Annotated in this window: 21 protein-coding genes; 12 read left to right on the top strand and 9 right to left on the bottom strand. The window is 60.8% G+C overall.

What is annotated here, in order from left to right:
* Positions 1–436: 436 nt before the first annotated feature.
* Positions 437–1522: a tRNA (uridine(54)-C5)-methyltransferase TrmA gene (gene trmA, locus BLR16_RS07700; protein ID WP_092194192.1), complete on the bottom strand. Its 1086-nt coding sequence runs from the start codon at positions 1520–1522 to the stop codon at positions 437–439.
* On the bottom strand, positions 1519–2814 hold the full coding sequence (locus BLR16_RS07695) for an NCS2 family permease (RefSeq protein ID WP_003368719.1): 1296 nt from the start codon (positions 2812–2814) through the stop codon (positions 1519–1521). The genes trmA and BLR16_RS07695 overlap by 4 nt, the downstream gene beginning before the upstream one ends.
* A gap of 265 nt (positions 2815–3079) precedes the next feature.
* Here BLR16_RS07695 and BLR16_RS07690 point away from each other — a divergent pair, with 265 nt between their 5' ends.
* The 6 genes from BLR16_RS07690 (at position 3080) to BLR16_RS07665 (ending at position 9856) form a co-directional block, all read left to right on the top strand.
* The gene (locus BLR16_RS07690) at positions 3080–3610 is read left to right on the top strand and encodes a (2Fe-2S)-binding protein (RefSeq protein ID WP_003368718.1); all 531 of its coding nucleotides are present in this window, start codon (positions 3080–3082) and stop codon (positions 3608–3610) included.
* Positions 3607–4596, top strand: coding sequence for an FAD binding domain-containing protein (locus BLR16_RS07685; protein WP_044309423.1), 990 nt, complete (start codon positions 3607–3609; stop codon positions 4594–4596). The genes BLR16_RS07690 and BLR16_RS07685 overlap by 4 nt, the downstream gene beginning before the upstream one ends.
* On the top strand, positions 4593–6794 hold the full coding sequence (locus BLR16_RS07680; RefSeq protein ID WP_074805184.1) for a xanthine dehydrogenase family protein molybdopterin-binding subunit: 2202 nt from the start codon (positions 4593–4595) through the stop codon (positions 6792–6794). Before BLR16_RS07685 ends, BLR16_RS07680 begins: the two co-directional genes overlap by 4 nt.
* 422 nt (positions 6795–7216) lie before the next feature.
* Entirely contained in the window at positions 7217–8656 is a 1440-nt protein-coding gene (locus tag BLR16_RS07675; RefSeq protein ID WP_003431639.1) for a cytochrome ubiquinol oxidase subunit I, read from the top strand.
* Between the two features lie 3 nt (positions 8657–8659).
* The gene (gene cydB, locus BLR16_RS07670) at positions 8660–9667 is read left to right on the top strand and encodes a cytochrome d ubiquinol oxidase subunit II (protein ID WP_003368713.1); all 1008 of its coding nucleotides are present in this window, start codon (positions 8660–8662) and stop codon (positions 9665–9667) included.
* A 21-nt stretch (positions 9668–9688) separates the two neighbouring features.
* On the top strand, positions 9689–9856 hold the full coding sequence (locus BLR16_RS07665; protein ID WP_003368712.1) for a DUF2474 domain-containing protein: 168 nt from the start codon (positions 9689–9691) through the stop codon (positions 9854–9856).
* 94 nt (positions 9857–9950) lie between these two features.
* Here BLR16_RS07665 and BLR16_RS07660 read toward each other — a convergent pair whose 3' ends face one another.
* A complete protein-coding gene (locus BLR16_RS07660) occupies positions 9951–11075 on the bottom strand; it encodes a methyltransferase (protein WP_003431638.1) in 1125 nt (374 codons plus the stop codon).
* 130 nt (positions 11076–11205) lie between these two features.
* Positions 11206–11439 carry a helix-turn-helix domain-containing protein gene (locus BLR16_RS07655; RefSeq protein ID WP_003340758.1) on the bottom strand — a complete coding sequence of 78 codons (234 nt, stop codon included), beginning with the start codon at positions 11437–11439 and terminating at the stop codon, positions 11206–11208.
* A 336-nt stretch (positions 11440–11775) separates the two neighbouring features.
* On the opposite strand from BLR16_RS07655, the gene BLR16_RS07650 reads away from it, so the two are divergent.
* Positions 11776–12552: a ferredoxin--NADP reductase gene (locus BLR16_RS07650; protein WP_003368708.1), complete on the top strand. Its 777-nt coding sequence runs from the start codon at positions 11776–11778 to the stop codon at positions 12550–12552.
* A gap of 244 nt (positions 12553–12796) precedes the next feature.
* Here the strand turns inward: BLR16_RS07650 and mscL are convergent, their stop codons facing one another.
* On the bottom strand, positions 12797–13243 hold the full coding sequence (mscL, locus tag BLR16_RS07640) for a large-conductance mechanosensitive channel protein MscL (protein ID WP_003368707.1): 447 nt from the start codon (positions 13241–13243) through the stop codon (positions 12797–12799).
* Between the two features lie 196 nt (positions 13244–13439).
* On the opposite strand from mscL, the gene radA reads away from it, so the two are divergent.
* The gene (radA, locus tag BLR16_RS07635; protein ID WP_002555235.1) at positions 13440–14807 is read left to right on the top strand and encodes a DNA repair protein RadA; all 1368 of its coding nucleotides are present in this window, start codon (positions 13440–13442) and stop codon (positions 14805–14807) included.
* Positions 14808–14821: 14 nt separating this feature from the next.
* On the opposite strand, the gene BLR16_RS07630 is transcribed toward radA, so the two are convergent.
* A complete protein-coding gene (locus tag BLR16_RS07630) occupies positions 14822–15196 on the bottom strand; it encodes a PilZ domain-containing protein (protein ID WP_003368702.1) in 375 nt (124 codons plus the stop codon).
* 285 nt (positions 15197–15481) lie between these two features.
* Here BLR16_RS07630 and BLR16_RS07625 point away from each other — a divergent pair, with 285 nt between their 5' ends.
* The 3 genes from BLR16_RS07625 to yjiA all read left to right on the top strand — a co-directional run bounded on the left by BLR16_RS07625 (position 15482) and on the right by yjiA (position 18855).
* Positions 15482–17557 (top strand): carbon starvation CstA family protein, encoded by a 2076-nt coding sequence (locus BLR16_RS07625; RefSeq protein WP_003368701.1) that lies wholly within the window; start codon positions 15482–15484, stop codon positions 17555–17557.
* 27 nt (positions 17558–17584) lie between these two features.
* A complete protein-coding gene (locus BLR16_RS07620; protein WP_003313802.1) occupies positions 17585–17782 on the top strand; it encodes a YbdD/YjiX family protein in 198 nt (65 codons plus the stop codon).
* A gap of 95 nt (positions 17783–17877) precedes the next feature.
* Entirely contained in the window at positions 17878–18855 is a 978-nt protein-coding gene (yjiA, locus tag BLR16_RS07615; RefSeq protein WP_003368700.1) for a GTPase, read from the top strand.
* A gap of 106 nt (positions 18856–18961) precedes the next feature.
* Here yjiA and glyA read toward each other — a convergent pair whose 3' ends face one another.
* Positions 18962–20215, bottom strand: a complete 1254-nt coding sequence (glyA, locus tag BLR16_RS07610) for a serine hydroxymethyltransferase (protein WP_003340745.1) — start codon at positions 20213–20215, stop codon at positions 18962–18964.
* A gap of 342 nt (positions 20216–20557) precedes the next feature.
* On the opposite strand from glyA, the gene BLR16_RS07605 reads away from it, so the two are divergent.
* The gene (locus BLR16_RS07605; RefSeq protein ID WP_092194190.1) at positions 20558–23296 is read left to right on the top strand and encodes a HopW family type III effector protein; all 2739 of its coding nucleotides are present in this window, start codon (positions 20558–20560) and stop codon (positions 23294–23296) included.
* An 84-nt stretch (positions 23297–23380) separates the two neighbouring features.
* Here the strand turns inward: BLR16_RS07605 and BLR16_RS07600 are convergent, their stop codons facing one another.
* Both BLR16_RS07600 and BLR16_RS07595 read right to left on the bottom strand, forming a co-directional pair.
* A complete protein-coding gene (locus BLR16_RS07600; protein WP_058398046.1) occupies positions 23381–24832 on the bottom strand; it encodes an amidase in 1452 nt (483 codons plus the stop codon).
* Positions 24833–24879: 47 nt separating this feature from the next.
* Entirely contained in the window at positions 24880–25815 is a 936-nt protein-coding gene (locus BLR16_RS07595; RefSeq protein ID WP_032609173.1) for a SphA family protein, read from the bottom strand.
* Between the last annotated feature and the right edge of the window lie 79 nt (positions 25816–25894).

Genomic DNA, 25894 nt, shown 5'->3' with positions numbered 1-25894 from the left:
ACCCCAGCGTATCGATAGGAAGCTAATAAATATTCTGACAGTTTCGCCGTGACGGGTATGAAAGAATCTGCGCCGCGCCGCATGTACAGGATAGGACGCGGAGCGTCCGGAACGGCATGCGACGCAGAGCGCCGCACGATAGTCGAGATTATCGTTCCTCACGCTCCAGCTTGGGAATGCCTTGGGTGACGCTCCGCGTCACAGATCTGCGTCGCGCCGCCTGTTCAGGATAGGACGCAGAGCGCCCAGAGCGGCATGCGACGCGGAGCGTCGCACGATAGTCGAGATAATCGTTCCTCACGGTCCAGCTTGGGAATGCCTTGGGTGACGCTCCACGTCGCAGATCTGCGCCGCGCCGCCTGTTCAGGATAGGACGCAGAGCGTCCAGAACGGCATGCGACGCGGAGCGTCGCACGATAGTGGCGTCCGGGGAGCTTCAACGGCGAACCAGCAGCACGCCCGATTCCATGTGGTGGGTGTACGGAAACTGATCGAACAGCGCGCAGCGCTCGACCCGGTGGGTGTCGTGCAGTTGGGCGATGTTGGCGGCCAGGGTTTCCGGGTTGCAGGAAATGTACAGAATGCGTTCGAAGCGCCGGGTCAGTTCGCAGGTGTCCGGGTCCATGCCGGCGCGGGGCGGGTCGACGAACACGCTGCCGAAATCGTAGCTCTTCAAGTCCACGCCGTGCAGACGACGGAACGGGCGCACTTCATTCAGGGCTTCGGTCAGTTCTTCGGCTGACAGGCGCACCAGCGTGACGTTGTCCACGCCGTTGTCATCCAGGTTGCTCAGCGCCGCGTTGACCGAGGTCTTGCTGATTTCGGTCGCCAGCACCTTGCGCACGCGGGGGGCCAGCGGCAGGGTGAAGTTGCCATTGCCGCAATACAGCTCCAGCAGGTCGTCCTGCCGCTCGCCCAGCGCGTCGAAGGCCCAGTTGAGCATCTTGCCGTTCACCGTGCCGTTGGGCTGGGTGAAAGCGCCTTCCGGTTGCCGGTAGCTGAACGTGCGGCCAGCCACGTCGAGCTTCTCGGTCACGTAATCATGACCGATGACCAGCTTCTGACCCTTGGAGCGGCCAATCAGGCTGACGTCCAGTTCGGCAGCCAATTGTTCGGCTGCGGCCTGCCATTCGGCGTCCAGCGGGCGGTGATAACACAGGGTAATCATCGCGTCGCCTGCCAGCGTGGTCAGAAAGTCCACCTGAAACAGCTTGTGGTTCAACGTCGGGCTGGCTTCCCAGCGTTCGCGCAGCACCGGCATCAGCGCGTTGATGCGGTCGCTGGCGATCGGCAAGCCTTCGAGCAGGATCGGCGTCCTGTTGTCGCCCGGCGCGAACATCGCGTAGTAGCGCTTCTGGTCTTCGCGCCACAGGCGGAACTCGGCGCGCAGCCGATAGTGTTCGCGTGGCGAGTCGAACACCTGCGGCTCGGGTGCATCGAACGGCGCCAGCAACTCGCGCAGGCGGACGGTTTTTTCTTCGAGCTGACGGTCGTAGCTCGCAGGGTCGAAGGGAACACTCATGCGTTGAACCACCCCAGCTTGATCACGAACAGGATCGACAGGATCACCAGCGCGGAATTCAGCTCGCGCCAGCGTCCCGACAGCAGTTTGATCGCGGTCCAGGAAATGAAGCCAAAGGCGATGCCGTTGGCAATGGAGTAGGTGAATGGCATGGCCAGGGCAGTGATGACTACTGGCGCTGCGACTGTGATGTCATCCCAGTCGATTTCCGCCATGCCGGACGCCATCAATACGGCGACGAACAGCAGCGCGGGTGCGGTCGCGAAGGCCGGCACGCTGCCGGCCAGCGGGGCGAAGAACAGCGCCAGCAGGAACAGCACGGCGACCACTACGGCGGTCAGACCTGTGCGGCCACCCGCACTCACGCCTGCAGCCGACTCGATGTAGCTGGTGGTGGTCGAGGTGCCCAGCAGGGAACCGGCCATTGCGGCAGTACTGTCGGCGATCAGCGCACGGCCCATCTTCGGCATGTGCCCGTCCTTGCCCATCAGCCCGGCGCGTTTGGCCACGCCGATGAGGGTGCCGGAGTTGTCGAAGATATCGACGAACAGGAAGGCAAAGATGATGCTGACCAGACCGACGTCCAGCGCACCCATGATGTCCAGTTGCATGAACGTGGGTGCCAGCGAAGGCGGCATCGACACCACACCGCCAAACGGCGAAAAGCCCAGGGCGATGGACACCAGGGTGACCGCGAGGATGCCGATCAGCACGGCGCCGCGCACTTTGAGGTAATCCAGGGCCACGATCAAAAAGAATCCCAGCGTCGCCAGTACCGGGGCTGGCTGTTTGAGATCGCCCATGCCGACCATGGTCGCCGGGTTGCTGACCACGATACCGGCGTTACGCAGGGCGATCAGCGCCAGAAACAGGCCGATACCGGCTGCAATCGCCGAGCGCAGGGGCAGGGGAATGCTGTTGATGATCCATTCACGGATCCGGAAGATCGACAGGATGAAGAACATCACCGCTGAAATGAACACCGCGCCCAGCGCCACCTGCCAGCTGTGACCCATGTGCAGGACCACGGTGTAGGTAAAGAAGGCGTTCAAACCCATGCCCGGTGCCAGGGCGATCGGGTAGTTGGCGATCAGGCCCATGACCGTCGAGCCGATGGCCGCTGCCAGGCAGGTGGCGACGAACACGGCGCCCTTGTCCATGCCGGTTTCGCCGAGGATGCTCGGGTTGACGAACAGGATGTAAGCCATCGCCAGGAAAGTCGTGACGCCCGCAAGAATCTCGGTCCGCACGTTGGTGTTGTGTGCCTTGAGTTGAAACAGCCTTTCCAGCATGTCTGGCTCTCCGTGACGCGGCGCGCGTCGTGAATGATCGACTCCAGCAGCAAAGCACAGACTGCAGGGCAGCCCGTTTGATTTTTGCGGCTCGGAAAAAGCCGCGCATCATACCAGCAGCTTGGCGGGATGGCTGCCTGTGGATGACGGCCTTTCGATGACAAGTACGCTCATCAAGAAAGCCTGAACGTTGCAAACCTCGCGAAGTCCCACCCCTTAAGACGCATAAAAAGTGCGCTAAGCGACCGCCTACCGTGAGGTTTCCATGAGTGCAACGACCCCGAACCCCCAGGACTTCGCCACCCACGCGATTTCTCTGACCCTGAACGGACAGCTCCGCCAACTGGATGTGCTGCCCTGGACCACCTTGCTTGACCTGCTGCGCGATCAGCTCGATCTGGTCGGCACCAAGAAAGGCTGCGACCACGGCCAGTGCGGTGCATGTACCGTACTGCGCGACGGCACGCGCATCAATGCCTGCCTGACGCTGGCGATCATGTGTGACGGCGCCGAGCTGACCACCATTGAAGGCCTGGCCGATGGCGACCAGTTGCACCCCATGCAGCAGGCGTTCATCAAGAACGATGCGTTCCAGTGCGGCTACTGCACGCCCGGGCAGATCTGCTCGGCTGTCGGGCTTGCCAATGAAGGTCGCGCCAGCACGCGTGCCGAGATTCAGGAACTGATGAGCGGTAACCTGTGCCGCTGCGGTGCCTACAGCAATATTCTCGCCGCCGTCGAAGAGGCGTTGCCACAGTTCCACAATGCGGCGCCGAAGCCGGAGGTGAACGCATGAATCCGTTTACCTACAGCAAGCCGACCGACATCACCGCAGCGGTCAACCTGAGCGGCCCGGCCACGCGCTTTATTGCGGGCGGCACCAACCTGCTCGACCTGATGAAAGAAAACGTCGCCACGCCCGAGCACCTGATCGACATCACCGGCCTGCCTTTAAGGGATGTCACTGAAACCGCCTCGGGCGGTCTGATGATCGGTGCGTTGGTCAGCAACGCCGACCTGGCCTATCACCCGTTGATCGAAGCGCGTTACCCGCTGCTGAGCAAAGCGGTGCTGGCCGGTGCGTCGCCGCAGTTGCGCAACATGGCCAGCACTGGCGGCAACCTGCTGCAACGCACCCGCTGCTATTACTTCTATGACACCGGCGTGCCGTGCAACAAGCGCGAACCGGGCAGCGGCTGCCCGGCGCGCACCGGCGTGAATCGCATTCACGCGATTCTCGGTGCCAGCGAAGATTGCGTCGCGACTCACCCTTCCGACATGTGCGTGGCCCTGGCTGCGCTGGAAGCGGTGGTGCATGTCCAGGGACGTGCCGGTCGTCGCACCATCGAGTTCGCGGATTTCCACCGCCTGCCGGGTGATGCGCCGCAGCGTGACAATCAGTTGGCCGACGATGAGTTGATCATTGCTGTCGAGCTGCCTGCAAACGGCTTTGTCAGCCACAACGCTTATCTGAAAATCCGCGACCGTGCGTCCTACGCGTTTGCCCTGATATCGGTGGCTGCCGCCATCGAACTGGACGGCGAGGTGATTCGCGACGTGCGTCTGGCGTTGGGCGGTGTCGCGCACAAGCCATGGCGCGACAAGGCGGTCGAAGCGCTGCTGATCGGCAAGCCGGTCACCCGCGAGAACTTCGCCGCTGCCGCAGACGCCATGCTGGAAGATGCTCAGCCTCTGGAGCACAACGGTTTCAAGGTCAGACTGGCCCGCCGCGCGATCATTCGTGCCTTGAGCGATGCCGCAACAGGAGGGAGCGCCCAATGAACCAGCCATTTTCGCCAATGGGCAAGCCTGTGGACCGCGTCGACGGCCGATTGAAAGTGACCGGTGGCGCACGTTACGCCGGTGAATACCCTGAAGAAGGGTTGCTGTACGGCAGCGTGGTCTCCAGCACCATCGCCAACGGGCGCGTCGCCAGCATCGATACGAGCGAGGCAATGAAGGTGCCGGGTGTGGTCGCGGTCATTGACCACACCAATCGTCCTTCGCTGGCCAGCTACGACGAAAACTATGAGGACGCCGATTCGGCTGACGGGTCGCCGTTTCGTCCTTTCTACAACGACAACGTGATGTACAGCGGCCAACCGCTCGCGCTGGTCGTTGCCGATACGCTGGAGCTGGCGCGGCATGCGGGCTCGTTGGTGCGTATCGAATACGAGCAGCAGGAGCACCAGACCGATCTGCAGGCCATGCTCGACACCGCTTATGACGCGCCTGCCGAATTGCCGCCGCCGCGTGGCAACTTTGAGGGTGAACTGGCCAGCTCTGCGCTGAGTGTGGACGTGACATACAGCACGCCCAGCGAATACCACAACCCAATGGAGCCGCACGCGTCGACCGTCCTGTATCAGGCCGACGGCAGCTTGCAGATTCACGACAAGACGCAGGGTACGCAAAACTGTCAGGACTACCTGCACAAGGTCTTTGGCCTGGAAAAGGACAAGGTCCGTGTGCTGGCCGCCTTTGTCGGTGGTGCCTTCGGCTCCGGCCTGCGCCCGCAATATCAGTTGCCGCTGGCGGTGATGGCTGCATTGCACCTCAAGCGCTCCGTGCGCCTGACGCTGACCCGGCAGCAGATGTTCACCTTCGGTTATCGCCCGCGCACCATTCAGCGTCTGCGTCTGGGTGCGGCTGCCAACGGCCGTTTGCTGGCGGTCGGTCATGAGGCCATCGGGCAGACTTCACGCTTCGAAGATTTCAGCGAACACGTGGTGGAATGGAGCGGCATGCTCTATCACTGCGACAACGTGAAATTGACCTATAAGCTGGTGCCGCTGGATGTGTTCACGCCGCTCGACATGCGTGCGCCAGGTGCTGCCCTGGGCATGATCGGCCTGGAATGCGCCATGGACGAGCTGGCTTACGCCTTGGCCATCGACCCGGTGCGCCTGCGTCTGACCAACTACGCCGAGCGCAACGGTAACGAAGACAAGCCGTATTCGAGCAAGGAATTGCGCGAATGCTACGCCCAGGGTGCCGAACGCTTTGGCTGGTCCAGCCGTAACCCTGAGCCACGCAGCATGCGCCAGGGCCGTCAACTGGTCGGCTGGGGCATGGCCGGCGGTGTCTGGGAGGCCATGCAGATGAAGGCCAGCGCCAAGGCGCGTCTGCAAGGTGACGGCAAGCTGGTGGTCAGTAGTGCTACCACCGACATCGGCACCGGCACTTATACCGTCATGACGCAGATCGCTGCAGAATCGTCGGGTATCGAAGTGGATAATGTCAGCTTCCTGCTGGGTGATTCTTCATTGCCGACTGCGCCGTTGCAGGGTGGCTCGTTCACGGTTTCTTCAGTCGGTACTGCGGTGCAACAGGCCTGTCAGGCTTTGCAGCGTCAGGTACTGGAAGTTGCCAAGGGGCAGCATCCACAATTCGCTTCCGTGACGCCGGATCAGGTTCGCTTCGAAGCGGGCAAGCTGCACATAGGCGATCAGGCGCTATCGATGGCTGAACTGGCAGCGTCTCAGGCCCATGGTGTCATCGAGGTGCAAGTCGACGCCGAGCCGGACAAGAAGCGCGAAGCCTATGCGGCAGCGACGCACTCAGCGGTGTTCGTTGAGGTGCTGGTTGACGAGGATCTGGGCACTATCAAGGTCAATCGTGTGGTCAGTGCCGTCGCAGCGGGCAGGGTCGTGAACCCGAAAATGGCGCGCAGTCAGATTCTGGGTGGCGTTGTCTGGGGTATGGGCATGGCGCTTCAGGAAGAGGCGATGCTTGACCACGACCTGGGCCGTCCGATGAACCACAGCCTGGCCGAGTACCACATCCCGGTGAACGCTGACATCGGCGACATCGACGTGCTGTTTGTCGAAGAACACGACGATATCGTCAACGCGCTGGGCTCCAAGGGCGTCGGTGAAATCGGCATCGTGGGCGTCCCGGCAGCGATCGCCAACGCGATCTATCACGCCACCGGCAAGCGGATCCGCGAGTTTCCGATCACGCTGGATAAGCTGTTGTAACAGCGACCGCAAATCCAACGGCCTATCATGCCAATGCTCTGCATTGGCATGCGGTGCGTGACGCTCTACATCCTCCTGCGCAGGCAGTGCGGCGCAGGTGTGACGCGGAGTGTCACGAACGGCATTCCTACGCGGAGCGTGAGGAACGATAGGTGCCCGGAAGGACTCCGCATCTGCAAGCGCCGTGCAGGTGAGACAACCCGCCACGCGACAATAGACCACACGACTTTAATGGCTGAACAGGACTACTCTTTGATGGTCGATTGATCTGCATCATTGCGTTCAGGCAATGATCGGTGCATCGACCAGCGTTTCCGCCATTGGAAACGCCAGAATAAAGAAACATAAGCACTCATTACCGTGGGGGCAATCGCTGTTGGCTTGCGGCCGGCAGCAGGTTTCATCTGAGAGAGGAACATCCTATGTTCGGTTTAGAGGCTATAGATCTCGCCCGGATCCAGTTCGCATTCACGATTTCGTTTCACATCCTGTTTCCTGCCATCACTATTGGTCTGGCAAGTTACCTGGCTGTGCTCGAAGGCCTGTGGCTGAAGACCCGCGATGACGTCTACCGTGACCTGTACCACTTCTGGTCGAAGATTTTTGCTGTCAACTTCGGCATGGGCGTGGTTTCCGGGCTCGTCATGGCCTACCAGTTCGGCACCAACTGGAGCCGCTTCTCCGACTTCGCAGGTGCTGTGACCGGCCCGCTGCTGACCTACGAGGTGCTGACCGCGTTCTTCCTCGAAGCGGGCTTCCTCGGCGTCATGCTGTTCGGCTGGAATCGTGTCGGCCGCAACCTGCACTTCTTCTCCACGGTAATGGTCGCCATCGGCACGCTGATCTCCACCTTCTGGATTCTGTCGTCCAACAGCTGGATGCAGACGCCGCAAGGGTTCGAGATCATTGACGGTCGGGTCATTCCCACTGACTGGTTCGCCGTGGTCTTCAACCCGTCGTTCCCTTATCGCCTGACGCACATGGCGATTGCCGCATTCGTGGCGACGGCGTTCTTCGTCGGTTCGTCGGCTGCCTGGCACCTGTTGCGGGGCCGTGACACTCCTGCGGTACGCAAGATGCTCTCGATGGCCATGTGGATGGCCCTGCTGGTGGCGCCTGTCCAGGCTGTCGTCGGTGACTTCCACGGTCTGAATACGCTCAAGCATCAGCCCGCGAAGATCGCGGCCATCGAAGGTCACTGGGAGAACGTCGGTGACGAACCGACCCCTCTGATCCTGTTCGGCATTCCCGACATGAAGGAAGAACGGACCAAGTTCGCGGTGGAAATTCCGTACCTGGGCAGCCTGATCCTGACTCACAGTCTCGACAAGCAGGTGCCGGCGCTCAAAGAGTTCAAGCCTGAGGATCGCCCTAACTCGACAATCGTGTTCTGGTCGTTCCGGGTCATGGTCGCCCTCGGCATGCTGATGATCTTCACCGGCCTGTGGAGCCTGTGGCTGCGCAAGCGCGGCACGCTGTATAACTCGCGTCCGTTCCTGTACCTGGCGTTGTGGATGGGGCCGTCTGGCCTGATCGCGATTCTCGCAGGCTGGTTCACCACCGAAATCGGTCGTCAGCCTTGGGTCGTGTACGGCCTGATGCGTACCGCGGATGCGTCGTCCGGGCACAGCGTGGCGCAGATGAGCATCACCCTGGTGCTGTTCGTGGTCGTCTACTTCGTGCTCTTCGGTACAGGTCTTGGCTACATGATGCGTCTGGTTCGCAAAGGGCCGAAAGCCTACGTCGAACATGTGCCTCACGGTGGTCCCGGCCAGCAACGCACACCGGCCCGTCCGCTCTCCGCCGCTGTTGAAGGCGAAGAAGATGGCGGCAATCTTGACCCGCTCGGCAAGGGGATTTAAGCCATGGGTATCGATCTTCCGCTGATCTGGGCCGTCATCATCGTCTTCGGCATCATGATGTACGTGGTGATGGACGGCTTCGATCTGGGTATCGGGATTCTCTTCCCGTTCATGAAGGACAGCTCCGACCGCGACGTGATGATGAACACCGTCGCGCCGGTCTGGGACGGCAACGAAACCTGGCTGGTGCTGGGCGGTGCGGCATTGTTCGGTGCTTTCCCGCTGGCCTACTCGGTGGTCCTGTCTGCGCTGTACCTGCCGCTGATGTTCATGCTCATGGGCCTGATCTTCCGTGGCGTGGCATTCGAGTTCCGCTTCAAGGCGACCGAGCTGAAGCGCCACTGGTGGGACAAGGCGTTCATTGGCGGCTCGCTGGCTGCGACCTTCTTCCAAGGCGTGGCACTGGGCGCTTACATTGAAGGCATTCCGGTGGTCGATCGCCAGTTTGCCGGAGGCTCGCTGGACTGGCTCTCGCCGTTCCCGATGTTCTGCGGGCTGGCCTTGATCGTTGCCTACGCGCTGCTGGGCTGCACCTGGCTGATCATGAAAACCGAAGGCTCGCTGCAGAAGGCGATGCATGATCTGGCACGTCCGCTGGCCCTTGCAGTGCTCGCGGTCATGGCCGTGGTCAGCCTGTGGACGCCGCTGGCTCATGCTGATATCGCGCATCGCTGGTTCAGCACGCCCAACCTGTTCTGGTTCATGCCGGTACCGATTCTGGTGCTGGTGACCATGTACGGTCTGTTCAAGGCGGTGGCCCGCAATGCTCACTACACGCCGTTTCTGCTGACCCTGTTGCTGATTTTTCTGGGCTACAGCGGTCTGGGGATCAGCCTGTGGCCGAACATCATTCCGCCTTCGGTATCGATCTGGGCAGCCGCCGCACCGCCGCAGAGCCAGGGCTTCATGCTGGTGGGCACGCTATTCATCATTCCGTTCATTCTGGGCTACACCTTCTGGAGCTATTACGTGTTCCGCGGCAAGGTGACGGCTGCAGACGGTTATCACTAGTCCGAACCGAGGAGAATGACGATGTCTGGTAAGCATTCCATGCACGATCCTGATCCGGCGCTGAGCAAGCCGCTCTGGCAACGATTGGCCTGGCTGGTTGGAATCTGGGCGGGCAGCGTATTTGCGCTGTTCATCGTGGCCAGCCTGATGCGCATGTTCATGAGCGCAGCGGGCCTGACGACACACTGATACTGAATTCCCGTTCGTGTCCTCCGGACACGTTTTGCGACCCTCTTGCCACTCGCGTGGCAAGGGGGTCTTTTTTTTGTGCCGTGGGCCTGGGTTACTTGCGGGCTTTCAGAATCACGAATTTCGGCGTGGCGGCGACTTGCTCGACGCCGCGGAACAGGCGCGACAGCTTGGTGTGATAACCCAGGTGGCGATTGCCGACGATGTACAGCGCCCCGCCGGTCACCAGAGCAGCCCGGGCCTGAAGAAACATCCGCCAGGCAAGAAAGTCGCCAACCACTTGCTGCTGGTGGAAGGGCGGGTTACACAGCACCACATCCAGCGAGTCAGGCTCCTGCATCTCCAGACCGTCGCCTGCGCGAAGCTGTACGTCGCGATCCCCCAGCGTCGCTTGCCAGTTCTCGGCTGCCGATTGCACGGCCATGAACGACTCGTCGACCAGCGTGTAGTGCGCCTGCGGGTTGTCCAGCGCGCTGGCAATGGCCAGCACGCCGTTACCGCAACCCAGGTCTGCGACCCTTGCCGTACCAAGGTTTTTCGGCAGATGCGGCAGGAAGGCGCGGGTGCCGATGTCCAGCCCGTCGCGGCAGAACACATTGGCATGGTTGAGCAGTTCGATGGCCGGATCATCCAGCCGGTAGCGCGTCGGGTAGGGCGAGGTGCGCACTTCCATGGGCTGTGGTGTGGCGAACAGCAACCTGGCTTTTTTCACTGCCAGCGAGGCCTGTACCGGTCCGACATATTCCTCCAGCAAGTCGCCCGCCGAGCGCGGCAAATGCTTGACCATTGCCGCAGCGATGACCCGAGCGCCAGGGGCCAGTTGACCTTGCAGGCGTATCAGTTGCTCTTCGAGCAGCGCCAGGGTCTTGGGCACCCGGATCAGCACCCAGTCGAATGGACCCTGCAACGCTTCGCTGGCCGGTATGTGCGGTACTGCGTCGTAGCTCATGCCGTTGCGTGCCAGATTTTTTTCCAGCCCCTGCGCCGCCAGAAACGAGTCGGTGCTGCTGATCACCGTGGCATGTGGCGCGAGACTTGCCGCCAACGCGCCGAAACTGTCATTGAGCACCAGAACCCGGCTTTGCAGGCTCAGCCCTGCTTCTGCAACATGATTGAGCAGGTATTCGTCAGCGGCATCGAAGGCCTGCAGGGGCTCATCCTGTTGCTCGGGTTGGCGAATGAGATCAAGTTCAGCGAAGGGACTGATGAGCAGGGGCATTGGCGGGAGAACTCTGTGCAATCGAAGGTATGTCAGTGAGCCCGATGACAGGTGGGCTCGCTGAGACAGACGATTTTACGTATTTTTTCGTTCCGATACCTGTCTGATTACGCGGTGATTGCCCGTTTTGTCAGAACATCCCGCTGAGCGCGGCTTGTACGGCGGCAGCCGTCTTGTTGCAAACGCCCATTTTTTGAATGGCGCTGGCAATGTGGAAGTGAATGGTGCGCTCCTTCAGGCAGAGGATCATTGCGATGTCGCCAGCTGTTTTGCCTTCAGCGGACCATTTGAGGACTTCGATTTCTCTCTGAGTCAGGTTTTTTGCTGGCGAGGGCTGTGAGAAATTTATGTCCATCGTGTTCATGTAGCCTCCTTGCAGTACGTGTACAGACCTTGCTGGGTGTTTATCCAGTTTAGGGACAAATACGTGGCAGTCCGTGGTGGCGCGGATCAGCCGGACGGATGGGCTGATGGCACTTGGCAGCGTGTTCTGGGGCTGTCGGCTGAAACCCCCGCGCGAGAAGGGTCGGGGTAATCGGCTCTGTGGATGTTCGACCCTGCAAGGGCTGATCCAAGAACCAAATACTCTAAGCTGCAGAGCCCGTTGCCGGGTAATCCATCACAAACAGCCGGTGTTTATCGAGCCTGTTTTGCGGGACACTGGGCGCTGCTTTCCATATTCAGGAGTTCAAAGCGCACCATGACCGTCAGTGACGACAAATTCACCCGACAGACACTGCAGCGTGTCACGCCGCTGACCGCGAACCTGTTCACCCTGCGTACCACGCGTGATCCCGGTTTTCGCTTTCGTGCCGGACAGTTTGCGCGTCTCGGGGTGACCAAGGCCGACGGCACGGTGGTATGGCGTGCCTATTCGATGGTTTCTTCTCCGCACGATGAGTTTCTGGAGTTTTTTTCCATCGTGGTGCCGGATGGCGAATTCACCAGCGAGTTGAGCCGCTTGCGTGAGGGCGACAGTCTGTTGGTGGAAAAGCAGGCGTTTGGTTATCTGACTCTGGATCGTTTCATTGACGGTCGCGATCTCTGGCTGTTATCCACAGGCACTGGGGTCGCACCGTTTCTGTCGATCCTTCAGGATTTCGAGGTCTGGGAGAAGTTCGAGCGGGTGATTCTGGTGTACAGCGTTCGTGAGTCGCGCGAGCTGGCCTATCAGCAATTGATTGCCGAACTGATGCAGCGTGAGTACCTGGCTGAATACGCGGACAAGTTTCTGTTTTTGCCTACGGTGACCCGCGAGCAGCATCCGGGTGCATTGAATGGGCGTATCACGCAGTTGATCGAAAACGGAGAGCTGGAGCGCGCTGCCGGTATTGCCCTCACGCCGGAGCATTCGCGGGTGATGTTGTGTGGCAATCCGCAGATGATCGATGACACTCGGGCGATTCTCAAGCAGCGCGAGATGCGCTTGAGCCTGTCACGCAAGCCGGGGCAAGTGGCGGTGGAAACGTATTGGTGATGGCTGGCAGCTGGCTATGGCTATCGTGCCGAGCATTGGCACGATAGTCACATAACTATCGTTCCTCACGCTCCGCGTGGGAATGCAGTTCATGACGCTCCGCGTCACACAGCGGCTTTTCTTTGTCAGGCGGATCAGCGCCAGGACGCAGCCGTCACTTACGTCGCAATTTGCGTCATCAGTGACATCGCGATTGAAAAGCGCTGCGTGAGGGCGATGGCCTGCAGGTGCAGGCCTTACTCAATCAAGGCGTACGCGCAGGATCCACGGTAATGGGCGCTGCCGGTTTGCTCTGCTCCTTGAGCAGGTCGCGGATTTCGCTCAGCAGGATTTCCTGCTTGGTGGGCGTTGGCGGTAGGGTAGGCGCTTTGGCTTCTTCGCGTTTCAGGCGGTTGATGGCCTTGACGCCCATGAAGATCGCGAACGCGACGATGATGAAGTCGATAACGGTCTGGATGAACTTGCCGTAAGCCAGCAGTACCGCAGGTGCGGTCCCTTGCGCGGGGCGCAGGGTGACCGCCAGGTCACTGAAGTCGACGCCGCCAATCAACAGGCCCAGCGGCGGCATGATGACATCGCCGACGAACGAAGAAACGATCTTGCCGAATGCCGCGCCGATGATAATACCGACGGCCATATCAACTACGTTGCCTTTGACCGCGAATGCCTTGAATTCCTTAAGCACGCTCATGGGGTAATTCCTTGTAGCAGATAAATTTGATCCGGATGAGTGTAGCCCAGACGTACTGCTGCCGCCCGTGCCACTTTCAATCGACCGGAGTCGTCCGCGTAAGTTTTATCCGGTTTTCAAAAGCAGTCGTCGCCCTGCGACTGGCAGGTGTTGCAACCTGCGTTATCATGGGCGTTTTCTAACGACTGGGGTTGTCATGGCCAAGGCCAAACGCTTGTACGGCTGCACCGAGTGCGGCGCGACATTTCCCAAGTGGGCGGGCCAGTGCAGCGAATGCGGTGCCTGGAACACACTGGTCGAAACCATGATTGAAAGCGGTGCCGCCGCGCCGCCTACCGGGCGTACCGGCTGGACCGGTTCCCAGGCGCAGATCAGGACCCTGGCGGAGGTCAGTGTCGAAGAGATTCCGCGCTTCTCCACCAACTCCACCGAGCTGGACAGGGTGCTCGGCGGCGGCCTGGTTGATGGTTCGGTGGTGCTGATCGGCGGTGACCCCGGCATCGGCAAGTCCACGATCCTCTTGCAGACGCTGTGCAACATTGCCCAGCGCATGCCCGCGTTGTACGTCACTGGTGAGGAATCCCAGCAGCAGGTCGCCATGCGTGCCCGTCGCCTGGGACTGCCGCAGGACAAGCTGCGGGTCATGACCGAAACCTGCATCGAGACCATCATTGCCACCGCCAAGGTCGAGAAGCCCAAGGTGATGGTGATCGATTCGATCCAGACGATTTTCACCGAACAGTTGCAGTCGGCCCCCGGCGGCGTGTCGCAGGTTCGCGAAAGCGCTGCCTTGCTGGTGCGTTACGCCAAGCAGAGCGGCACGGCGATCTTCCTGGTCGGTCACGTCACCAAGGAAGGCGCCTTGGCCGGTCCGCGCGTGCTTGAGCACATGGTCGACACCGTGTTGTATTTCGAGGGCGAGTCGGACGGGCGCCTGCGCCTGCTGCGGGCGGTGAAGAACCGCTTTGGCGCGGTCAACGAGCTGGGCGTGTTCGGCATGACCGACAAGGGCCTGAAAGAAGTCTCCAATCCGTCTGCGATCTTTCTTACCCGTGCGCAGGAAGAAGTGCCGGGCAGTGTGGTCATGGCGACCTGGGAAGGCACGCGGCCGATGCTGGTGGAGGTGCAGGCGCTGGTGGACGACAGTCACATGTCCAACCCGCGCCGCGTGACGCTGGGTCTGGATCAGAATCGTCTGGCCATGCTGCTGGCGGTTCTGCACCGCCACGGCGGCATTCCCACTCACGACCAGGACGTGTTTCTCAACGTGGTAGGTGGGGTGAAGGTGCTGGAAACCGCATCCGACCTGGCCTTGATGGCAGCCGTAATGTCCAGCCTGCGCAATCGTCCGCTGCCGCATGACTTGCTGGTGTTCGGTGAGGTGGGGCTGTCGGGTGAAGTCAGGCCGGTGCCCAGTGGGCAGGAGCGCCTCAAGGAGGCCGCCAAGCACGGCTTCAAACGCGCCATCGTGCCCAAGGGCAACGCGCCAAAGGAGGCGCCGCCCGGTTTGCAGATCATTGCCGTTACGCGACTGGAACAGGCCCTGGATGCGCTGTTCGAGTAACCTCGCCCTGAGGATTATTCCTGCAGTTCGATCAAGGCTGCCAGTTCCCGATCCAGTTCCTCGGGGTCTCCGAGGTTCAATTCGACCAGCCGCCTCAGGTGGCTGATCGAGTCCAGCCCTATGTGCCGGCAAACGCATCCCAGTTGCCGTTTGTTGTCATGAGTGATTTCGACATCCATTTTCACATGGGCATCGTTGCTTAGAATGATGTCGACTTCAAAGGGCTGCGTCTGATCACCGTTCCACGGATCAGGCCGTTCGATCAGCAGCCCTTTGAGGGACAGGTCGACCAGTTGCACTTTCCAGCTTTTGTCGCCTTGCTTCAGATCGGTCTTGGCATCAAAGGCAATGCGTTTGAAACGACGGCGATCTGCAGGTGAGTCGGTCATCGAATGAACTCTCTTGTTGACCGCCGCCTGAGTCAGCGTGCAGGTCGTTATCTGATCGATTCTGTTGTCCATGCACGATAGACCGTAAAGCAATTGCAGAACAGTTCCGCATCACGGTTTTGTGATCGGGACGCCATCTGTCGAGGCCATTCCAGCCCTCTATGCCGGGTATCTGCCGCAATTGATCAAATTTCGACCTAGACCTTGGTTGGGGGTGGTCTTTCGCTGATCCGGCGCTAAACTCGCATGGCTTGCCTTCTAGTCAACTCTGCTGGAATAAAAAAAATGAAAAATAATAATAGTCTGATGCGCCATGTTCCCTGGCTCATCATCGCCATTGTCGGGGCATGTGCCCTTGGGGTCGTGGCCTTACGTCGCGGAGAGGCGATCAACGCCTTGTGGATAGTGGTCGCTGCGGTAGCTATCTACCTGGTTGCCTATCGTTACTACAGTCTTTTCATCGCCACTCACGTCATGCAGCTCGATCCGCTGCGTGCGACACCGGCAGTGGTCAACAACGACGGTCTGGACTATGTGCCGACCAACAAACACATCCTCTTCGGTCACCACTTTGCAGCCATCGCCGGCGCAGGCCCGCTGGTCGGCCCGGTACTGGCAGCGCAAATGGGCTATCTGCCCGGCACGCTCTGGCTGATTGCCGGCGTGGTGCTGGCCGGTGCGGTGCAGGACTTCATGATCCTGTTCCTTTCCACGCGCCGTAACGGTCGCTCGCTGGGCGACATGGTGCGCGAGGAAATGGGCCGTATTCCCGGCACCATCGCGCTGTTCGGCTGTTTCCTGATCATGATCATCATCCTTGCGGTGCTGGCGCTGATCGTGGTCAAGGCCCTGGCCGAGAGCCCGTGGGGCATGTTCACGGTAATGGCAACGATCCCGATCGCGATGTTCATGGGCATTTATATGCGCTACATCCGTCCGGGACGCATTGGTGAGATCTCCATCGTCGGCGTCATTCTGTTGCTCGGTTCGATCTGGGTCGGCGGCATGGTCGCGGCGGATCCTACCTGGGGTCCGATGTTCACGTTCACCGGTGTGCAGATCACCTGGATGCTGGTCGGCTACGGTTTTGTCGCGGCCATGCTGCCGGTCTGGCTGCTGCTTGCGCCACGTGACTACCTGTCGACCTTCCTGAAAATCGGCACCATTCTGGCACTGGCAATCGGCATCCTGATTCTGGCGCCCGAGCTGAAAATGCCGGCCCTGACCCAGTTCACCAACGGCACAGGCCCGGTCTGGAAGGGCGCATTGTTCCCGTTCCTGTTCATCACCATTGCCTGCGGTGCCGTATCGGGTTTCCACGCACTGATCTCGTCGGGCACGACGCCCAAGCTGCTGGATAACGAAAAGAACGCCCGCTACATCGGTTACGGCGGCATGCTGATGGAATCCTTCGTGGCCATCATGGCAATGGTTGCCGCTTCGGTGATCGAGCCGGGTGTGTACTTCGCCATGAACAGCCCTGCTGCGGTGGTCGGCAGTGACGTGGTAACAGTGGCGCAGACCGTGTCCAGCTGGGGCTTTGCCATCACGCCGGAACAACTGACCGCTGTGGCGAAAGACATCGGTGAAAACACCGTGCTGGCCCGTGCCGGTGGTGCTCCGACGCTGGCCGTCGGTATCGCGCAGATCCTCCATCAGGTGCTGCCGGGTGAAAACACCATGGCGTTCTGGTACCACTTTGCGATTCTGTTCGAGGCGCTGTTCATTCTGACCGCAGTCGACGCCGGTACACGTGCCGGACGCTTCATGCTGCAGGACCTGCTGGGCAGCTTCGTCCCGGCCTTGAAGCGCACCGAGTCGTGGACGGCCAACGCCATCGGCACCGGCGGTTGCGTGGCGCTGTGGGGCTATCTGCTGTATCAGGGTGTAATCGATCCGCTGGGTGGCATCAATACCTTGTGGCCACTGTTCGGTATCTCCAACCAGATGCTCGCCGGTATCGCCCTGATGCTCGCCAGCGTGGTGCTGATCAAGATGAAGCGCCAGCGCTATGTCTGGGTGACCATGCTGCCTGCCACCTGGCTGCTGATCTGCACCGTGACGGCTGGCTTGATCAAGCTGTTCGATGCCAACCCTGCGGTAGGTTTCCTGGCCTTGGCCAAGAAATACAGCGCGGCGGCCGATGCCGGTCAGATTCTGGCCCCGGCCAAGACCATGGACCAGATGCAGCATGTGATCTTCAACGCTTACACCAACGCCGGGCTGACCGTGCTGTTCCTGTTCGTGGTGTTCAGCATCCTGTTCTACGCCATTAAAGTCGGCCGAGCGGCCTGGAGCACCAAGGAGCGCACCGACAAGGAAGCTCCGTTCCAGGCCATGCCGCCAGCGTCGCAGGTGTGACCACGCTTACCCATAGAGGATTTGCCCATGTTCAATGACCTGAGTCGCCTCGGCAAATACCTCGGTCAGGCCGCGCGCCTGATGGTGGGCATGCCGGACTACGACACTTACGTAGAGCACATGCAGAACACCCACCCGGACAAGCCGGTGATGACCTATGAGCAGTTCTTTCGGGAGCGGCAAGAGGCCCGTTACGGCGGCAAGGCCGGTCCGAAATGCTGTTGATCCGCTGATCTGCGTTATTGTTTGATCCGACGCGCCGCAGGCCATCACCTGTGGCGCGTTTTCATTTCAGCTGAATGCCTCACGCCAGGAGCCTTATGACTGAGTTGCAACCCATCCCCGTGACCGTGCTGACCGGCTTTCTGGGCGCCGGCAAGACCACCTTGCTGCGCCACCTGCTCAAGGCCGAACACGGCCTGAAAATCGCCGTGATCGAAAACGAATTCAGCGATGCAGGCATCGACAGCCAGTTGCTCGGCACGGATCCCGTGCAGATCATGACCCTGTCCAACGGTTGCGTGTGCTGCACCATCCACACTGACCTGACCAAGGCGCTCTACCTGCTGCTGGAGCGTCTGGACAGCGGCGAGATCGTGTTCGACCGGCTGGTGATCGAATGCACCGGGCTGGCCGATCCCGCGCCGGTCGCGCAGACCTTTTTCATCGATGAAGAGCTGCGCGAGCGTTACATCCTCGACGGCATCATCACCCTGGTCGACGCCGCGCACGCCGATACTCACCTGGCGCAAACCATCGCCCAGGCGCAGATCGGCTTTGCCGACCGGTTGCTGGTCAGCAAGCGTGATCTGGTCGACGATGCAGCCTTCGATGCCCTGAGCGCGCGCCTGACCCGCATCAACCGCCGCGCGCCGATCCGTATCGTCGAGCACGGCAGGATCGACCTCGCCGAACTGCTCGACGTACGCGGCTTCAACCTCAACGCCGACCTCGGCGGCGGCATGATCCTGCGCCCACTGGCCCCGACCGGCAATTCCGCTGACCGCATCAGCAGCCTGGTCCTGCGCAGTGAAAAACCGCTGAACCTGGACCGCCTCAGCGAGTTCATGAACGAACTGCTGGAAGACCATGGCAAGCAACTGCTGCGTTACAAGGGCGTGCTCAACATCGAATACGAACCGCGCAAGATGGTGTTTCAGGGCGTGCTCAAGCTGTACGGCTTTGACTGGGACACCGAGTGGGCCGAAGGCGAAAAACGCGAGAGCGTGATCGTGTTCATTGCCGATGAATTGCCGGAGGAGAAGATCCGGGCGGGGTTCGAGAGGGTATGCGGCTGAGAGGTCAGGCAGCGGCTGAGCTTCTGCCCATAGAGTGATCTGCCCAACAAAAAGCCCCGACTCTCACGAGCCGGGGCTTTTTGGTACTGCGTTTAAACCAGGCTTATCAAGCGCCGTAAACCGGCAGCTTCGCGCAGATGGCCTTGACCTTCTCGCGAACAGCGTCGATCACGGCTTCGTTGTTCAGGTCAGCCAGGATGTCGCAGATCCAGCCCGCCAGTTCCTTGCACTCAGCTTCCTTGAAGCCGCGAGTGGTCACTGCCGGGGTGCCGAAGCGCAGGCCGGAGGTGACGAACGGCGAGCGTGGGTCGTTTGGAACGGAGTTCTTGTTGACGGTGATGAAGGCGCGACCCAGAGCGGCGTCGGCGTCTTTACCGGAGATGTCCTGTTTGATCAGCGACAGCAGGAACAGGTGGTTTTCAGTACCGCCGGAAACCACGTCGAAGCCACGCTCGATGAACACACCGGCCATCGCCTTGGCGTTCTTGACCACTTGCTGCTGGTAGGTCTTGAACTCAGGCTGCAGCGCTTCCTTGAAGCACACGGCCTTGGCTGCGATGACGTGCTCCAGCGGGCCGCCCTGGGAGCCAGGGAATACTGCGGAGTTCAGCTTCTTCTCGATTTCGGCGTTGGCGCGCGCCAGGATCAGGCCGCCACGTGGACCGCGCAGGGTCTTGTGCGTGGTGGTGGTCACGACGTCAGCGAATGGCACCGGGTTCGGGTAGACGCCTGCGGCGACCAGACCGGCTACGTGAGCCATGTCGACGAACAGGTAGGCACCGACCTTGTCAGCGATTGCACGGAAGCGCGGGAAGTCGAGGATCTGCGAGTAGGCAGAGAAGCCGGCGACGATCATTTTTGGCTTGTGCTCGACAGCCAGGCGCTCGACTTCGTCATAGTCGATCATGCCGTTGGCATCGATACCGTACTGAACGGCGTTGTACAGCTTGCCCGAGGACGAAACGCTGGCGCCGTGGGTCAGGTGACCACCGTGAGCCAGGCTCATGCCCAGAATGGTGTCGCCGCCTTGCAGCAGGGCCAGGTAGACCGCCGAGTTGGCTTGCGAACCCGCGTGTGGCTGGACGTTGGCGTAATCAGCGCCGAACAGCTCCTTGGCGCGGTCGATGGCCAGTTGTTCGATAACGTCGACGTACTCGCAACCACCGTAGTAGCGCTTGCCTGGATAGCCTTCGGCGTACTTGTTGGTCAGGGCCGAGCCCTGAGCTTCCATGACGGCCGGACTGGTGTAGTTTTCCGAGGCAATCAGCTCGATGTGTTCTTCCTGACGCAGAGCTTCTTGCTCCATGGCGGCAAACAGATCGGCGTCGTACTTGGCGATAGTCAAATCACGGCTGAACATGGCAGTCCTCAAGGGGGCATGGCGGAAAAGGCGGCTATTCTACCCCATCGGGTTTTATCTGGCATATGAAAGGCAGTCATCTTGACCAGTGACGCCGTTCACGCGGGTTTCGACAAGGCCTGAAATCATGGACGTGCCGCAGGCGCAAGGCTCGTTCTGTAGGGGGCTCGCCCACATGAGAGGGTCGAGATCGATTTAGTCATCGGCGGCGTGAACCGGGCACATCCACTCGAATTTTCAGCGATCACGCATCTATTTACCTTCAACTGCCGGAACCGTTCCGGGCCGGACGACACTCAGTCGGTCTGTTGCCCATACCCACCGACAGTAGGTAAAAACGCCATGACGCCCTCTCAGATCACGCGCTCCTCTCATTCCTCATTGCCGGAGGTTGCTCCTGCGTCCGGCGATGCAACCGGCGTTAGTGAGCAAACTCCGCAGCAGGCTCGTACCGTAGCGTTTTTTACCTCCGGCGAGCTGGCCGTGGCATTTGGTCGCACCTCGGCTGCGCCAGCGCAGGACTCTGTGCGCCTGTTGTCTGCTCTTCAGCGTGAGCTGGATAAACAGCATCCGTCCTGGCACACCGTTGCTCAACTCTGTCAGAGCGTCGCCGAGGTCAGCACGACCGAGCAGGGCTGGCATCAACTGGCAAGCGAGGATCAGGTGCCGGCGCTGAGAGAACTGCTTGACCGTTGTACTCACCGGCTGGCCGATATGCCGGCTTCTCACGCATCTCACGACTCGCTGTCGCAGGCCTGTGAAGGGCTCAGGACGGCGCGGCTGCACCAATCCGTCGCTCGTTTGGCTGCCCGACCGTCCGCCCTGGCCCGGGCGATTCCGGATCTGCTGACGTTGACTCATCTGGATCCCGAGACGCTGGGCGCAGAGCCCCCCGTTGTTTCGTCTTACACGCTCTTCAGTCATTTCGTTCGCACGGCCAAGCAGCGTACGGCGGATTTGAATGACAGCCTCCAGCGTCAACCCGACGCGGTCGTCAGTCTGCTGCGCTCACATGCCGACACGCTCAATGATCTGGAGATGCTGCCGGGCGCATTGCAGGCATTGACCGAAAATTGCCAGGACGCGCCAGCCTGCAATGAATTGCGCGAGCTGGCGGAAGTGGCGGGGGCGCTGCTGCAGCTATTGCGCGAACACGATCTTTTGCCGAGGCTGGAAGAAATCTCCATCGAGCCAGGCGAAGCACCTGCACCTGGCCACGAGCCTGCCGAGCCCAGGCTGACGACACGCCAGGCATTGCTCAAGGCCGGCGGCAATCTGGTGCGCAAGTTTGATGCCTATGGGGCGCTCGCGCCGATGGACGACAAGGCGTTGCTGGCTTTGATGCGCACCCCGGCGCCACACCTGTCGCCCGATCAGATGCATGCCTTCCTGAACAAGCATGTGCTGCATCTCACGCAAGAACAACGCGATATCGTCAGCAATACCCCGCTGCCCTTCGCCCCTGAAGAAGACATCGAGGCCAGGTGCGGCATGGGTTTCGATGAAAAACTGCGGTTGGCGCTGGCCAACGGTTCGCTGGTGTTGAGCGAGGAACAACTGGCCCGTCTTGGTGATTTGCCAAGTGCCGCTACCACGACGTCCGACGTTGCGAAGACGCTGCTGGAAAAGCCATCGTCTGCGCTGAGCGAAGCCGAGCGTGACATGTTGGGCGCAATCGTTCAGGCCAATGCTCAGGGGCAACTCGACGCTTGGCGCGCTCACAACGAACAGTTGCCAGCAGTGTTGAGCCGCTCGGGGCTGCCCTCTGATGTGAAAGACGAGTTGCTCAGCCTCAACAAAAGCATGAATGCCGAACTGGGCACGCTCAAGAACGGCGCCTCGCTCAAGAGTCGCGTCCTTGCAAGCCCGGCGATGCTGCTCGCGCTGGCACCCTTGCCACTGGCCGTGGCGTTCGTCAGCAAGGACAACTCCTACAGCTCATCGCTGGTTGCCCACTTCACCAAGAACGCGGTGTTCATGGCTGGTCTGATGATGAACGAGCTGACCAACGCGCGGACCAATGTCGATCATGGCCTGAACCGCTACTTCGTCACCGTGCTGGCCAACGCCATCGTGGCGCAGCCCACCTTTGCCAGGAACGAACACCTGCTGGAGCAGGTCGGCTTCGGTATCGCAACGGCCGTGGCATCGGGCGCAGCCACGCTGGGCGTATTCAACCGTGAATCGATCGTCGCTGCCTTCAAGCTCGCCAAGAGCAAGCTTTCCAGGCAAGACACCGGGAACGCCCGCATCCCGGAGGAAGACCATCTGGCCGTGGTCAAGCATTTCGACGTCAGCGAGCATTTTGCCCAGCAGATGAAAGTGGCGACCGAATTGTACAAGCAAGACAAAAGCATCACCGACATCATGAACTCGAGCCTGACATACCTGGGCACCAAAAGCAGCGAGTTCCAGGCCAGGTTCGAAGTCGCCGATGCCCTGCGCGCAGGGCAGCAACTGGCCGAGGTGGAGCGCAAGGCGGACCCTGACTTCTACACCAAGCTGGGCCTGGTGGCCTTGACGGCGAGTATCGGTGCGGCGCTGGTGATGTTGATGAAAAGCATGGTCGGCAAAGCCGATTACGCGGCGGATGGCGTCTGGTGCGTATCGGAGATGCTCAAACTGGCCATGAACCCTGAAGTCGATATGCAAAAGGCGGTTCAGGTCTTCAAGGAAATCGTCGGTCTGAATCTGGTGATGACGGGGTTTCTGGGCGTCAACAAAGTCTGGAATTTTCTCGACAAGGGGATCAAAGGCTACGCCTCCGGTGCTGCGGTCCTGACCGCAGCCAACCTCACGCTTCCCGGTATGGTTGGAGAAGTGGCTGGCGCAGCAGCCGGCAAGGGGTTGAGCTACCTGACTGACAAAGGCAAGGCGGCGCATCAGGCCGGCAGGGCGGCAGCGTCCTGGGCCGGAGATTACGTCAGCACCTCGCGTTTGGGGAGCGCGGTCGGCACCCTGCAAACGGCAATTCCGGGCAGGATTGCAGGCGGGCAGGTCGTGGCGGGTCTCTACGACCGCTTCCGGTACCTGACCTGGTCGCACCCGGCGCCTGCACCGCAGGCGGCTGGCGAGCCATAAGCCTGTAGCCGGTAGACCGCCGCCAGCAACGCAGGCGGTGGTCTTGCCTGGCTTACCACCATCACCGCCAATAATCCCTTCGCATCAACCCGCGCAAGCGTTTAACGGCGGCCTGCGTGCGGCCCACGGCTGGGCGCGCTCCAGTTGCCCGGCAAGGCTCAGCAAGGTCAGTTCGTCGCCAAACCGCGCGGCAAAGTGAGAACCCAGCGGCAGCGAATCGGCTGTCCAATAGAGGGGCACGGACATGGCTGGCTGGCCAGTCGCGTTGAAGATCGCCGTGTAGGGCGAGTAGCTGTGCGAAAGCGCGATGAAGTCCTGCAGGGACCGGCTGTCGTCATCGAAGACCAGTTCTCCCAGGCGGGGTGGCGCGCGGTTGAGCGTCGGGGTGAGAACAATATCGTACTCTTCGAAGAAACCGGCCATCGCCCGGCCCAGTGCATGCATCGACTCGACCGCGGAAATGTAGCGTGTCGCAGGCAGTTGCCCGCGTTCGCGCAGAATGACACGGGTACGCGGCTCCAGTTCGTCCATGGCGACCGGGAGGCCGCGCATTTTGCCCAGCAGATCGAGGTAGCCCTGGGTGTGTGAACCGATGATGTCGAACGTCGCGTCGAGGAATTCAGGCAGCCGGACCGGCAACGTCGCCGGGACCACGTAATGCCCGAGCGCCTCCAGCAAGGCCGCAGTGTGTTGCAGTGCAGCCAGGGCCTCCGGTTCTGCCGGCCACGGCGATATTGCCGAGATCAGGGCGATTTTCAGACGCTTGGGATCGCGTCCTGCGGCGTGTGCAAAGGGCGTCGCTGGCATGGGCGCGGCGTAGGGAGCCCCCAGGTCACTCCCGGCAGTGGCGTCGAGCAGGGCGGCGCTGTCGCCTACCGACAGGGTAATCGCGTGAGCGGTGCTCAGGCCTGCCCAGCCCTCGCCGACCATCGGGCCTGAAGGCAGCAGGCCGCGTGATGGCTTGAAGCCGAATACGCCACAGCAGGAGGCCGGTACGCGAAGCGAGCCGCCGCCATCGTTGCCATGCGCGAAAGGGATGGCGCGTGCCGCAACCAGAGCGGCTGCGCCCCCACTGGAACCGCCTACGCTGTGTTGCGGATTCCAGGGGTTGCGGGTCGCGCCGAAGCGTTGCGATTCGGTGCTGTAGGACACGCCGAATTCTGGAGCGGTGGTCGTGCCGAGCAGTTGGCAGCCTGCATGACGCAGCCGACTGACGATTTCGCAGTCGATGTCTGAGCGAAACTCGCCCAGCGCATGCGAGCCACTGGTCATCCGTGCCCCGGTCATCGGGGTGAACATGTCTTTCACCAGGGTCGGTACGCCTGCCATGACGCCCTGTCTGACGCTACTCCCGCTCGCCTGGCTGCGCGCCTGATCGTAAAGCCTTTCGCTGACGGCGTTCAGGCCGGGCTCGACCTGCTCGACCCGTGCGATGGCGGTTTCCAGCAGCTCGCCCGGGCTCACCTCGCCATTGCGTACCAGTGTTGCCAGGCCACGGCCGTCCAGCGTATTGAATAAATCGTGCAGGTCTTTCATCGATGGTCTCCAGGATTGAAAGCGTGTCGTCGCGTTACGCGCGCCACTTAAAAGCTGATTCCGGTACGCAGCGCCACGGTGTAGCCCTCGGCACGGTTGTGGGCGTCGAACTCCTTGTAGGCGTGCAACCAGATGGGGGGCAGCCCGGCGCCGGGTTTGAAGTAACTTACTGCAGGGCCTGCGGCGATTACCCGGGCGCGATTGCCGCGGGTCAGCCCCGGCGCGTCGTCGTCCGACAGCTGCCGGTAGTAGTAGCCGCCCACGCCGACGGTCCAGTCGCCGACATGCTGGCCCACTGCAAACTCATGTCGGTACTCAACGCCACTGCGGTAATCGGTGTCGGGGTTACGCGCATTTATATCGATCTGGAAACTCGAGGAAACCTCGAAGCCGCCGGGTGAAATGTAGGTCGCATTCAACAGCGGAGAAACCGTCCAGTGATGGGTGCCAGGGCTGACCAGACGGTTTTTATCGTAGTCCCCCGTGGGCGCCTGAATCATCAGTTGGGTATTGATGCCCAGCCCCGGCGCGAGCTTCCAGTCCAGGATGATCGGCACCACTTGCAGGTCCGCCTGACGAAACAGCGATGCACTGTCGCTGAATACCCGCTGCCCCCCGACGTTCACGCCCAGGTCGGCATCCATCTTGAAAAAGACCGGCACCACCGCGAAACCATAGCGGGCACCCAAAAACTCCTGCTCGGTCATTCGCAAGTAGGCGAGACCGATCGCCAGGACGTTGATCTGGAAGTCGTTGGGGCTGTCATTGCCGTGGCTGTCCTTGATGACATCCGCGTGGTAGTTGCTGATGCGCAGGCCGACGGTGCCATTGGGGGTGGTGGGCGGCATGAAGCCTGCGCCAAAGTCGAAAACGCCAGCAGCTGTCGTGGGCGCAGCATTTTCGGTGGCACAGGCCGTGGACGATAACCACAGGATCGCCATGGCGAGCCCTGAAGCGCTAAGGAAGTGGTTTTTTAATGACATCGGTAAGTGCCTTGTTATTTTTATGGGCGAGCACAGCCCTCCCTTGCGGGGTGGCAGTTATTGGAAAAACCGGAAATGG

Source organism: Pseudomonas sp. BS3767 (assembly GCF_900099665.1).
GTDB lineage: Bacteria > Pseudomonadota > Gammaproteobacteria > Pseudomonadales > Pseudomonadaceae > Aquipseudomonas > Aquipseudomonas cerasi.
The sequence above is the reverse complement of the archived record's forward strand: the minus strand, read 5'-3'. Positions and strand labels throughout refer to the sequence as shown.

Coding starts and splice junctions, on each gene's coding strand:
- BLR16_RS07685 (WP_044309423.1), top strand. CDS start 3,607: ATGAATCCGTTTACCTACAGCAAGCCGACCGACATCACCGCAGCGGTC.
- BLR16_RS07675 (WP_003431639.1), top strand. CDS start 7,217: ATGTTCGGTTTAGAGGCTATAGATCTCGCCCGGATCCAGTTCGCATTC.
- BLR16_RS07605 (WP_092194190.1), top strand. CDS start 20,558: ATGACGCCCTCTCAGATCACGCGCTCCTCTCATTCCTCATTGCCGGAG.
- BLR16_RS07625 (WP_003368701.1), top strand. CDS start 15,482: ATGAAAAATAATAATAGTCTGATGCGCCATGTTCCCTGGCTCATCATC.
- cydB (WP_003368713.1), top strand. CDS start 8,660: ATGGGTATCGATCTTCCGCTGATCTGGGCCGTCATCATCGTCTTCGGC.
- yjiA (WP_003368700.1), top strand. CDS start 17,878: ATGACTGAGTTGCAACCCATCCCCGTGACCGTGCTGACCGGCTTTCTG.
- BLR16_RS07650 (WP_003368708.1), top strand. CDS start 11,776: ATGACCGTCAGTGACGACAAATTCACCCGACAGACACTGCAGCGTGTC.
- BLR16_RS07655 (WP_003340758.1), bottom strand. CDS start 11,439: ATGAACACGATGGACATAAATTTCTCACAGCCCTCGCCAGCAAAAAAC.
- radA (WP_002555235.1), top strand. CDS start 13,440: ATGGCCAAGGCCAAACGCTTGTACGGCTGCACCGAGTGCGGCGCGACA.
- BLR16_RS07665 (WP_003368712.1), top strand. CDS start 9,689: ATGTCTGGTAAGCATTCCATGCACGATCCTGATCCGGCGCTGAGCAAG.
- BLR16_RS07680 (WP_074805184.1), top strand. CDS start 4,593: ATGAACCAGCCATTTTCGCCAATGGGCAAGCCTGTGGACCGCGTCGAC.
- BLR16_RS07595 (WP_032609173.1), bottom strand. CDS start 25,815: ATGTCATTAAAAAACCACTTCCTTAGCGCTTCAGGGCTCGCCATGGCG.
- glyA (WP_003340745.1), bottom strand. CDS start 20,215: ATGTTCAGCCGTGATTTGACTATCGCCAAGTACGACGCCGATCTGTTT.
- BLR16_RS07690 (WP_003368718.1), top strand. CDS start 3,080: ATGAGTGCAACGACCCCGAACCCCCAGGACTTCGCCACCCACGCGATT.
- trmA (WP_092194192.1), bottom strand. CDS start 1,522: ATGAGTGTTCCCTTCGACCCTGCGAGCTACGACCGTCAGCTCGAAGAA.
- mscL (WP_003368707.1), bottom strand. CDS start 13,243: ATGAGCGTGCTTAAGGAATTCAAGGCATTCGCGGTCAAAGGCAACGTA.
- BLR16_RS07630 (WP_003368702.1), bottom strand. CDS start 15,196: ATGACCGACTCACCTGCAGATCGCCGTCGTTTCAAACGCATTGCCTTT.
- BLR16_RS07695 (WP_003368719.1), bottom strand. CDS start 2,814: ATGCTGGAAAGGCTGTTTCAACTCAAGGCACACAACACCAACGTGCGG.
- BLR16_RS07620 (WP_003313802.1), top strand. CDS start 17,585: ATGTTCAATGACCTGAGTCGCCTCGGCAAATACCTCGGTCAGGCCGCG.
- BLR16_RS07600 (WP_058398046.1), bottom strand. CDS start 24,832: ATGAAAGACCTGCACGATTTATTCAATACGCTGGACGGCCGTGGCCTG.
- BLR16_RS07660 (WP_003431638.1), bottom strand. CDS start 11,075: ATGCCCCTGCTCATCAGTCCCTTCGCTGAACTTGATCTCATTCGCCAA.